The sequence below is a fragment of the Metabacillus rhizolycopersici genome (assembly GCF_020075705.1).
In genome coordinates this window covers 61848-72973 of the sequence record NZ_JAIQUM010000019.1, presented here as the reverse complement: position 1 = coordinate 72973, position 11126 = coordinate 61848, and the positions used below count along the sequence as shown (strand labels likewise).

The 11126-nt window shown below is 37.4% G+C and carries 10 protein-coding genes; 1 reads left to right on the top strand and 9 read right to left on the bottom strand.

Features of this window, described 5'->3' with window-relative positions; genetic code table 11:
* Positions 1–96 (top strand): IS3 family transposase (locus K9V48_RS10935; protein ID WP_224139039.1); only part of this gene is annotated, 96 nt, incomplete at its 5' end.
* A 108-nt stretch (positions 97–204) separates the two neighbouring features.
* On the opposite strand, the gene spoIVB is transcribed toward K9V48_RS10935, so the two are convergent.
* The 9 genes from spoIVB to folD all read right to left on the bottom strand — a co-directional run bounded on the left by spoIVB (position 205) and on the right by folD (position 11115).
* Positions 205–1437 carry a SpoIVB peptidase gene (gene spoIVB / locus K9V48_RS10930; RefSeq protein ID WP_251525065.1) on the bottom strand — a complete coding sequence of 411 codons (1233 nt, stop codon included), beginning with the start codon at positions 1435–1437 and terminating at the stop codon, positions 205–207.
* A gap of 376 nt (positions 1438–1813) precedes the next feature.
* Positions 1814–3514, bottom strand: coding sequence for a DNA repair protein RecN (gene recN, locus K9V48_RS10925; protein ID WP_224139032.1), 1701 nt, complete (start codon positions 3512–3514; stop codon positions 1814–1816).
* A gap of 129 nt (positions 3515–3643) precedes the next feature.
* The gene (gene ahrC, locus K9V48_RS10920; RefSeq protein ID WP_224139031.1) at positions 3644–4093 is read right to left on the bottom strand and encodes a transcriptional regulator AhrC/ArgR; all 450 of its coding nucleotides are present in this window, start codon (positions 4091–4093) and stop codon (positions 3644–3646) included.
* Positions 4094–4358: 265 nt separating this feature from the next.
* On the bottom strand, positions 4359–5210 hold the full coding sequence (locus tag K9V48_RS10915; RefSeq protein ID WP_224139030.1) for a TlyA family RNA methyltransferase: 852 nt from the start codon (positions 5208–5210) through the stop codon (positions 4359–4361).
* Positions 5207–7108, bottom strand: coding sequence for a 1-deoxy-D-xylulose-5-phosphate synthase (gene dxs / locus K9V48_RS10910; RefSeq protein ID WP_224139029.1), 1902 nt, complete (start codon positions 7106–7108; stop codon positions 5207–5209). Before dxs ends, K9V48_RS10915 begins: the two co-directional genes overlap by 4 nt.
* Positions 7109–7447: 339 nt before the next feature.
* Positions 7448–8332: a polyprenyl synthetase family protein gene (locus tag K9V48_RS10905; RefSeq protein ID WP_224139028.1), complete on the bottom strand. Its 885-nt coding sequence runs from the start codon at positions 8330–8332 to the stop codon at positions 7448–7450.
* Positions 8329–8562: an exodeoxyribonuclease VII small subunit gene (locus K9V48_RS10900; RefSeq protein WP_224139038.1), complete on the bottom strand. Its 234-nt coding sequence runs from the start codon at positions 8560–8562 to the stop codon at positions 8329–8331. The genes K9V48_RS10905 and K9V48_RS10900 overlap by 4 nt, the downstream gene beginning before the upstream one ends.
* A 10-nt stretch (positions 8563–8572) precedes the next feature.
* Positions 8573–9925, bottom strand: coding sequence for an exodeoxyribonuclease VII large subunit (gene xseA / locus K9V48_RS10895; protein ID WP_224139027.1), 1353 nt, complete (start codon positions 9923–9925; stop codon positions 8573–8575).
* Positions 9926–10257: 332 nt separating this feature from the next.
* A complete protein-coding gene (gene folD / locus K9V48_RS10890; protein WP_224139026.1) occupies positions 10258–11115 on the bottom strand; it encodes a bifunctional methylenetetrahydrofolate dehydrogenase/methenyltetrahydrofolate cyclohydrolase FolD in 858 nt (285 codons plus the stop codon).
* Positions 11116–11126: the final 11 nt, after the last annotated feature.

The window sequence follows — 11126 nt, the reverse complement described above, 5'->3', positions numbered from 1 at the left end:
TATATAGAGTATTATAATATCAAGCGTATAAAGAAAAAATTGGCAGGCATGAGTCCCGTTCAATACCGGATTCATACCAGCCAATTAGCTGCTTAATATAAAACTCTAACTTTTAGGGGTCACCTCATTCTTGGCGGTTTTTAAGAAATAAAGAAATTTCATACTTCTATCTCATCATTCTAAAATTGTAACTTTAGCGTCATATTAACTCACTTTTTGTTTTGAATAAATATCGATCCCCGCTTCATTTAACATCCATTCGATATGAACGCCATATCCACTAGTCGGATCATTAACAAAAACGTGCGTTACAGCACCGATTACTTTTCCATTTTGAATAATCGGACTACCGCTCATACCTTGAACAATTCCACCTGTTTTTTCTAGTAACTGTTCATCGGTAATTTTGATGACCATTCCTTTTGTCGCAGGGAATTTCTGTGGGACTGTGCTTACAACCTCAACATCAAATTCTTCAACTTTATCATTGTCAACAACAGTAAGAATTTTTGCTGGGCCCTTTTTCACTTCATTTGAAAGTGCGATCGGCATTGCCTTATCTAAAATACCATTGCTGATATTTTCTTTAAGCTGACCAAATATACCAAACGGACTGTTCCGTGTAATGTTTCCGATGATTTCGCTATCAGCAGAGAATCGGGCAAGTTTTTCTCCCGGATTTCCATTGCTCCCTCTTTCAATTGACGTTACGGTTGAGCGAACAATTTGTCCATCTTCAACGACAATCGGCTTTTTCGTATCCATATCTGAAATAACATGTCCTAAAGCACCATATTTCTTTGACTTTGGATCATAAAATGTCATTGTACCGATGCCAGCGGCTGAATCGCGAATATATAATCCGATTCGATAGGAATGATCATTCTCATCCTTTAGTGGAACAAGCTTTGCCTTCATTTCTTTGTCTTCTCTAGTTAGAACTAAATTAAGGGGCTCACCCGTTTTTCCAGCATCCTGAATAAATGGGGTTACATCACTCATTTGTTCAATTTTCGTTCCGTTAATCTTTGTAATGATGTCTCCAATCTGCACACCTGCAAGTTCACCTGGAGACTTCTTTCCCTCAGAAGTATTTATTTGATGATGTCCAACCACCAATACGCCAAGAGTATTCAGTTTTACACCGATGGATTGTCCACCAGGAACCACTTTAAAATCCGGAAGAACATTAATTCCAATCTTTTTTACCGGAAAGCCAGCTAGGTCGAAAACAACTGCGCCTTCACCCGCCTTTTTTCCATGAACATCAAGGGTTTTACCATCGCTATTTTTTTGAACTGTAAATGCTTCTTCTGTATCACGGGAAGCATTCACAGGAATCGAACTTTGCACGCTCACTGTTTGTGATTCAAATACCGTCAAATTATTGGGTATTTTAACGTATTCCTTTACTTCTTTTACAAATCCTAAACTCATCAATGAAACAAGGAGAATTACACCAATTATTTTTCTGATTTTATCTGTCTGCAAAAAACTTCACTCTCCTCGCTCCTAACACACACCAAAACTATATATGGCTACAGTTTTAATGTAGCCTTATGAGCGATCATTTATAACTTGAATAACTAGAAAATTGAAGGATATGTTGTAAGTTTTAGCATATTTACAAAAGGTTTTCCTAAATGTCTGTTAGCTGTCTCTAATTATTCGTTAATCAAGGACATAAGGAGCATGCCGTTTTTAGTTTTAGAGCCAGAGTAAAATGTCGGCACTAATCTCTAATAACCAAGGAGTTTATTGTTTTTTGCTAGACAACAAAAAAGTTGCCAAGAGTAAAATGGCAACTTTTTGTTTATTTCTTTGACGAATGCGCAAGTAAAAGAAGTTCTTTTGCATGTTCTTTCGAAAGCTCTGTTACTTCAACTCCAGCTATCATTCGACCAATTTCTTTAATTTTCTCTTCTTCGATTAATGGCTTAACACTCGTTTTTGTCCGACCTGATTTCGTTTCTTTTGCAATATATAAATGTGTATCTGCCATTGCAGCAACCTGTGGTAAATGGGTAATACATAATACTTGTGAGCCACTTGAAACTCGATAAATTTTTTCGGCGATCGCTTGAGCCACGCGCCCGCTAACACCTGTATCAACTTCATCAAAAATGATGGAAGTAATTCCTTGATGTTGGGAAAAAATACTCTTCATTGCAAGCATGATCCTTGAGAGTTCACCACCTGAAGCTGTTTTATTTAGTGGCTTTAACGGTTCACCAGGATTTGTTGATAGATAAAACTCTACTTCGTCAACGCCAGTTGCTGTAAATTTAGGTTCATTTTCAGTTGTTTCCTTCGTAGAAAAATTTACGTCAAACGTGGTTTTTTCCATATAAAGCTCTTTAAGCTCGCGATGAATCTCATCAATTAACACTTTAGCAAAGTTTTTACGTATGCTTGTAACATTCTTTGCTTCAATCGAAAGATCGCTCAAGATCGAATCAAGTTCCTTTTGAAGTTTAGATAAATGACTGTCACGGTTTTTGATCGTATCAATTTCATCTTCAATCTTAGCCGAATACGTCAAGATATCTTCAACAGATTGTCCGTATTTTCGTTTTAAAAGATTTATTTCGTTCAGACGACCTTCAACAAAATTCAGCCGTGCCGGGTCAAACTCAAGTGATTCTAGTTCATTCCGCAGTTGATAAGAAAGGTCCTCAAGTAGATAATACGCATTTGAAATCGTTTCTGACAACTCCTTCAAAGTAGAGTTAATTGAGCCTATATCCTCTAAATTGTTCATCGCATGCCCAACCCAATCCAGCCCTCTTTGTTCACCATGAAGGGAATTGTAGCTAGTATGTAAGGAATCGTAAACTTTTTCATAGTTCGAAATTTGATTTTTTTCTTCCTGAAGAAGTTCATCTTCTTTCGGCTGAAGTTCTGCACTTTCAATTTCTTCAAGTTGAAATTGAAGTAAATCAAGACGATGGGCCATTTCCTGCTCATTGTCGGAAAGCTGTGTAATCTTTTTTCGCAATTGATCAAAGCTTTTATAAATTTCTAAATAAACTTCAAGCGCTTGCTTTATTTTTCCCCCACCATATTGATCAAGTAATGATAAGTGATTTTCTTCATTCATTAGCTCCTGATTGTCATGCTGGCCGTGGATATCGACCATACACTGTCCGATTTCTCTAAGGATGGCAATTGTAACTAGTTTTCCATTTATCCGACAAATACTCTTACCTGATGAAGATAAATCCCTTCTTAACACGATCATCCCATCACTTACATCAATCCCAAATTCATCACATTTCCTATATACAGGGTGATGATCATCGTCTAAAAGAAAAAGCCCTTCTAACTCAGCTCGCTTTTCTCCATAACGAACAAATTCAGACGAACCTCTAGCACCTGCTAAAAGATGAATTGCGTCAATAATGATTGATTTTCCTGCACCAGTTTCTCCAGTTAACACCGTTAACCCTTTTTCAAAGGAAACTGTTAATGACTCAATTATGGCAAAGTTTTTAATAGATAATTCCGCTAACAAACAGAATCACACCTCTTATTTAAATTGTTTCGGCACTTAGTGGCAAAGTAACGGACGAGTGAAATCGTGCCAACGAATTATGTCTAGCCGTACAGTACCTTTCAGTGCTTTTCAAAGTATATTTCTACATTACAGCATATTCAAAAATCTTTCTGAAATTATTTCGGTATCATGTGGTGTTCTACAAATAATTAATATTGTATCATCGCCACAAATTGTTCCTAATACTTCATCCCAATCAAGATTATCAATCAGGGCACCAACTGCATTTGCATTTCCAGGTAGTGTTTTCATCACGAGCATATGCCCTGCTGAGTCGATTTTTACAAAGGCATCCATTAAAGAGCGTTTTAGTTTTTGTAATGGATTAAACCGCTGATCTGCAGGCAAACTGTATTTATAACGTCCATCCATCATTGGAACTTTAACTAAATGTAGTTCTTTAATATCACGGGAAACCGTTGCTTGAGTAACATTAAAGCCCAATTCTTTTAATAAATCAACTAATTCGTCTTGAGTTTCAATATCATTATTCGAAATTATTTCTCTGATTTTGATATGCCTTTGCCCTTTATTCATAAAAGCACTCCTTCGTCTATGATGCAGCGTTTATCGTTTTTTTGTATTTTTATACTTCTAATCTTATATGAAAACCATTGAAATGTACAGATTAAAGTCAAATCCGAATTGTTAATACTGCATAAAATGATGATTAAAGGAGTTTAATCGAATTAGGAAGATGTAAACCGTTTAGTCATGAAATGCATGAATATACAGATAATTCCGACTAAAGTGAAGTCATTTTTAGTTGGTCAACAAGGAAAAAACAGGATCATAGCAATCGCTATTTTTCCTGTTTTTCTTGTCGTTTATTTTCTTTTAATTTTGCATGTGCTTCTTCAACAATTTCACTCGCGAGTTTCCCGAAGTGATTTGTTCCTGGTTCTTTTTGACCTTCCCATCGTAGATGTAATAAAAACTCAATATTCCCATCTCCACCAGTGATAGGTGAATAGGAAAGGTTATAAATATCATACCCTTCCTTTAAAGCAAAGTTCATCATTTCTGTTAAAACATGTTCATGAACACTTGGCTCGCGTACAATCCCTTTTTTACCGACGAGTTCTCTTCCAGCTTCAAACTGCGGCTTTATTAAAGCAATCGTATCACTGTGAGTGACAAGAATCGTTTTTAATACAGGTAGAATCAGTTTTAACGAAATAAAGGAAACATCAATTGAAGCAAACTCTGGCATCCCTTGCTCAAAATCTGCAGGTGTACAATAGCGAAAGTTCGTACGCTCCATAACGACAACACGCTCATCTTGACGCAGCTTCCATGCTAATTGATTGTAACCAACATCTAATGCATAGGAGAGCTTTGCACCATTTTGAAGTGCACAATCTGTAAAGCCTCCAGTTGAAGAACCAATATCAATCATGATTTTCCCTTGTACATTGATATCAAATTCATTGATTGCCTTTTCTAGTTTTAAGCCGCCGCGACTAACATAAGGTAAGGTGTTTCCTTTAACCGTGAGCACAAGGTCGCGTGAAACTTTTTCACCTGGCTTATCTAATCGTTCTTCGTTGCCGTAAACTAGGCCTGCCATAATGGCACGCTTCGCTTTTTCTCTTGTCTCAAATAAGCCACTTTCTACAAGCAAAACATCTAGTCTTTCTTTTTTACTACTCATGATCTAAGTACCTTTTTCTCTTTTCCAGGCATCATTGCCTTTAGTTGGGTTACAACATTCTCAGTTGTCATACCAATTTCTTCAAGCAATTTCGTTACACTACCATGCTCGATAAACTCATCTGGAATCCCAATACGTGATATTGGTGTATTCAAATAATTATTTTCCTGTGCAAACTCTAAAATAGAACTTCCAAAGCCACCTTGAAGCACCGCTTCTTCAATCGTAAGGATCGGAATACCTTCTGCAAATATATGATGGAGCATATCAACATCTAAAGGTTTAATAAAACGGGCATTAACTACACGGATAGACTTGCCTTGTACCGCTAATTGATCGGCAGCTTCCATCGCCATTTCAATCGTCGTTCCAAATGTAAGAATAACCGCATGGCTACCTTCTCTTAATACTTCCCATGAGCCGATCGGGATTTCCTTAAGCTCCTCGTCCATTTTAACGCCAATACCGTTGCCACGGGCATAGCGAAGAGCAATCGGTCCATCATTATATTTTAAGGCCGTATTCACAAGATGCTGACCTTCATTTTCGTCTTTCGCCATCATAAGGACCATTTTAGGGATATGTCTAAGAAACGCTATATCAAAAACACCTTGATGCGTTTCACCATCTGCGCCAACAAGCCCCGCCCTGTCGATACCAATAAATACATTTAAATTTTGACGACAAATATCATGAACAACTTGATCATATGAACGCTGCAAAAACGTTGAATAGATAGCTAAAAACGGCTTCATATTTTGCGTAGCTAGTCCTGCTGCCATCGTTGTAGCATGTTGTTCAGCAATCCCAACGTCAAACATGCGATCTGGAAATTCCTCAGCAAATGCTTCCAATTTAGACCCAACTGGCATCGCTGGTGTAATTGCAACGATTCGGTCATCAACACGTGCAAGCTTTCGTACCGTTTCGCTTACAACTTTGCTCCATGCAGGTCCTATTGCTTTTGGTTTTACAAAATCACCTGTTTCAATTTTGTATGGTCCAGTACCGTGCCACGTACCGATGGTATCTGTTTCTGCCGGCTTATACCCTTTGCCTTTTTTCGTAATAACATGAAGTAAAACAGGTCCAGATGTCTTTTTAGCGTACTGGAGATTTTCAAATAATGCATCGTAATTGTGTCCGTCAACTGGACCTAAATATGTAAAACCCATTTCTTCAAAAAACACACCTGATACGAGCAAGTATTTTAAGCTGTCTTTCACTCGTTCCGCTGTTGAAGCAAGTTTCCCCCCTACTGCAGGAATCTTCTTCAATAAATATTCAAGCTCATCCTTTGCCCACTGATATTTACCAGCTGTTCGTAACCGACCGAGGACATTATGAAGCGCACCAACATTAGGGGCAATAGACATTTCATTGTCATTAAGAACAACGATAATATCCTTTTGCTCATGCCCAATATGATTAAGAGCCTCAAGCGCCATTCCCCCAGTTAGTGCTCCATCACCTATGATTGGAATCACATGATCCTTTGTTTTCTTTAAATCTCTTGCGATCACCATGCCCATCGCAGCAGATAATGAAGTTGAACTATGACCGGTTTCCCACACGTCATGTATACTCTCATCACGTTTTGGAAAGCCAGATAAGCCTTTGTACTGTCGTAATGTATCAAATTCATTTGCACGACCTGTCAAAATTTTATGAACATAGGATTGATGACCTACATCCCAAATAAATTTATCCTTTGGACTATCAAAAACCTTATGAAGTGCAATTGTTAGCTCAACAACACCAAGGTTTGGGCCGATATGTCCTCCAGTTTCTGAAAGTTTTTCAATTAAAAATTGGCGCACTTCAGCGCTAAGTTTTTCAAGTTCATTGATCGATAATTTTTTTAAAAAACTCGGGTCTTTTATGGATAGAAGATCCAAATGGATCACTCACTTTCAATTCAGTTTGATTCACCGTTCGTCTATGTACAACTCATTCATCATTAAATTAGATTGTCATTTCACTATTTTAACGTAAATTTCTTTTGATTGAAATCATATCAGATTTTTTATTGATCATTTGCACTTTTACATTTAAACTACATGCAGTCAAAAACTTACCATAAAATAGCTTTAATTACAATGTAATATGTCAATAACGTATTAGTGAGTATACTAGATGATGGGACAGATAGAATAAAAACCGCTGCCATTTGGAAACGGTTTTTATTCTGTAAATAGCCATAAACATTTACAGAAATACTATATTAGTCAATCTGTTTAATGATCTCGCTCAGCAATCATATCACAAATTTGTACGAGTAAACCAGAAGGAACGGATATGCTATTTAGTGCAGCCTTTGCATAGTCAATGTGGTCATTGAGCTTTGCTTTTGCACCTTGCATCGTTAGGATAGAAGGATATGTTGTTTTTTCATTTGTCGTGTCAGATCCTACTGGCTTACCAATTGTTTCTTGGTTTCCTTCAATATCTAAAATATCGTCACGGATTTGAAAAGCAATACCTAGATGATAAGCATATTGACGTAGTTTTTCAACATCTTCTTCAGGAGCACCTGCTAAAATTGCCCCAGAGATTATACTAAATCCTAATAGTTTTGCTGTCTTGTTTTCATGAATATACTGAAGCTCATCAAGGGTTAAACTCTTCGCTTCTCCTTCCATATCAGCAACTTGTCCACCAACCATTCCCTCAGCACCAGCCGCTTGAACTAATTCAGAAACAACACGAATTTTGTTTTCTGCAGAAGGATGTGTATCATTTACAATCAAGGAAAAGCTTTGTGTCAGCAATCCATCACCAGCTAAAATGGCCATTGCTTCACCAAATACTTTATGGTTAGTTGGTTTTCCACGTCGTAAATCATCATTATCCATTGCTGGTAGGTCATCATGAATAAGGGAATATGTGTGAAGCATTTCAACGGCACAGGCGGTTGCTATCCCTGCATCCTCAGGTTGTTTATATGTATGAAGCAAAGCTAAAACCAAAATAGGTCGTATTCGTTTTCCGCCCGCAGCTAACGAATAATTCATAGCTTCCTTTAACGTCTTTGGTGCATGAAGCTGTTCGATATATTCAGGCATTGCCTCTTCAATTCTTTGTTTACGTGATTCTAAAAATTCGTTCAGCTGAATCGTCAAGATTTCCCCTCCTCCTGTAACTCAAATGGCTTTAATTCCCCATCTTCTTTCAAAATAAAATCCATTTGCTTTTCTACATGCTGTAGTTTATCATGACAAAGCTTGGAAAGCTCCATTCCCTTTTGAAAATACTCTATTGCTTTTTCAAGTGGTACATCACCTTCTTCAAGCTTTCCAACAATTTCTTCTAACTTTTGCATTGCTTGTTCAAAAGAAACTTTCTCATTCATTTGTTCTTCTTTACTCATTAACAGTTCGCTCCTCTATCCCTTGTACTTGACAGTCTAGATTGCCATCTTTAAGCTGTACTTTCAGAATCTGGCCTGCTTCAATTTGATTTATACTTTTGATGAGCTTTTTCTCATGATAAACAAGACTATATCCCCGGTCCATCACCTTTAATGGACTTAGTGCATTTAGTTTAGCAATTGTTTCTTTAAATTGCGAATGTTTCTGTGTTAATACAGAACTCATCTCTCGATTCAACTTATTCATTAAAGATTCATACGCTTCCTTTGAACGATTCACCTGATCTTTTGGATGTACATTTGCAAGGCGATTTTCCAAATGTCTGAAAGTGTCTTTTTTATGGATTATTGCCCTTTGTCCTTCTTTATGGAGACGCTCAACTACTAAATCTAGCTGTTGCTCCTTTTGTAAATATAGCTGTTTTGGATATTTGAAGGCATAGGATGTTTGGTAATGGTTCAATCGATTTTTATTAGAGGTGATTTTTTCCTGAATTGATCTTTTTAATCTATTTTTACGTTCTGAAATACGATCCATTAATTCAGAAAAATGAGGTACAGCTAATTCGGCAGCACCTGTTGGGGTTGGAGCTCGTAAATCTGCAACGAAATCCGCGATCGTAAAGTCCGTTTCATGCCCAACAGCCGAGATAATAGGTATTTGCGATGCAAAAATTTCTCTTGCTACGATTTCTTCATTAAATGCCCAAAGTTCTTCAATCGAACCACCACCACGACCAACGATTAACACATCTAAAGTACCTAATTGATTCGCCATTTTTATCGCTTCCGCTACAGAAGCGCCTGCTTGAACTCCTTGAACAAGAGCAGGAATTAAAATAACTTTTGCAAGTGGGTACCGACGATTGATCGTTGTTAAAATATCACGAATCGCAGCCCCGGTCGGTGAGGTGATAACCCCAATTTGATCTGGATATTTTGGAATCGGCTTTTTATGTACTGAATCGAATAGACCTTCTTTTTGCAAAGTCTTTTTTAATTCCTCGTATGCTAAATATAGACTACCTATTCCGTCCGGTTGCATTTCCTTCACGTATACCTGATAACCGCCACTTTGTTCGTAAACAGAAATTTCACCGCGAAGTAACACTTTCATTCCATTTTCAGGTTTAAATTTAAGTGATTTATTTGTTCCAGCAAACATGACAGCTTGAATTCTTGCCTTTTCATCCTTAAGTGTAAAATACATATGTCCACGGCTATGTAAATTAAAATTTGAAATCTCACCTTTGATCCATATATCCGTTAGATGTGGGTCAACATCAAATTTACGTTTTATGTACTTGGTTAAGGCTGTGACCGTTACATATTTTATTTCACTCATTTCCTCCAACCTCCTTTTTCAGGTACTTCTAGCTTTATTTGAAGGATCGGGAAAGGGTAGAACTGAAGCACTTAAGTAAGTGTGCGTCAAAATCATTAATCCCCGTCCCGATTTAATACTATTACATTTCATCCTTCAAAAGAAACGTTAAGAAGGCTTATTTGTTACGAACAAAAGCGCAAGCGCCTTGATCAGCCTAAGGCAGGCATAAGACGCGTATGAATAGAAGGCGTACTTTGCCTTCAATTCATACGTGGCTTGTGACCCCGAGGGGCTAGGCGCTGGAGCTGGATGTCGTGCACTTCTCCACAGTACAAGTATTTTATCGTTTCCTATTCGACAAGAAATTGCTTCGCAGATTGAACAGTATTATGAGCTAACATCGTAATTGTCATTGGCCCTACTCCACCTGGAACTGGTGTTAGGAAACTCGCAACTTCCTTCGCTTCATCAAATACAACATCTCCACATAACTTTCCACTTTCGAGTCTGTTTACACCGACATCGATAACAACAGCACCTGGTTTAATATCTTCGCCTTTAATAAAATTAGCGCGTCCGACAGCAGCAACTAAAATGTCTGCTTCTTTTGTAAACGATGATAAATCCTTCGTTTTCGAATGACAATATGTTACTGTTGCATGCTCATTGAGTAGCAATTGACCAACTGGCTTTCCAACAATATTACTACGACCAACAACAACAACAACATTCTTTCCAACCATATCAACGCCAACTGATTTAATCATCTCGACGATTCCTGCTGGTGTACATGGAAGAAATGTATCTTGACCTGTCATCATTCGTCCGATATTAACTGGATGGAAACCATCAACATCTTTAAGTGGTGAAATTTTTTCAACAACAGCTGTTTCGTTAATATGTGCAGGTAGTGGAAGTTGAACTAAAATCCCATGGTACTCATCATTGTTATTGTAGTGCTCAATGACTTCAAGTAATTCTTTTTCAGAAAAAGATTCAGGGTAATTCTCTAACTTAAAGCCAACTCCAATTTCCTCAGCGGCCTTTTGTTTACCTCTAATATAAGATAGTGAAGCAGGATTATCACCTACTAAAATAACAACTAACTTAGGAAGTAAGCCTTTTGCTTTAATTTGTTCTACTTCTTTTGCAAGTTCACTTCTTTTTGTTTTTGATAACTCTTTCCCATCAATAATCGTTGCAGTCATTCTAAATTCCT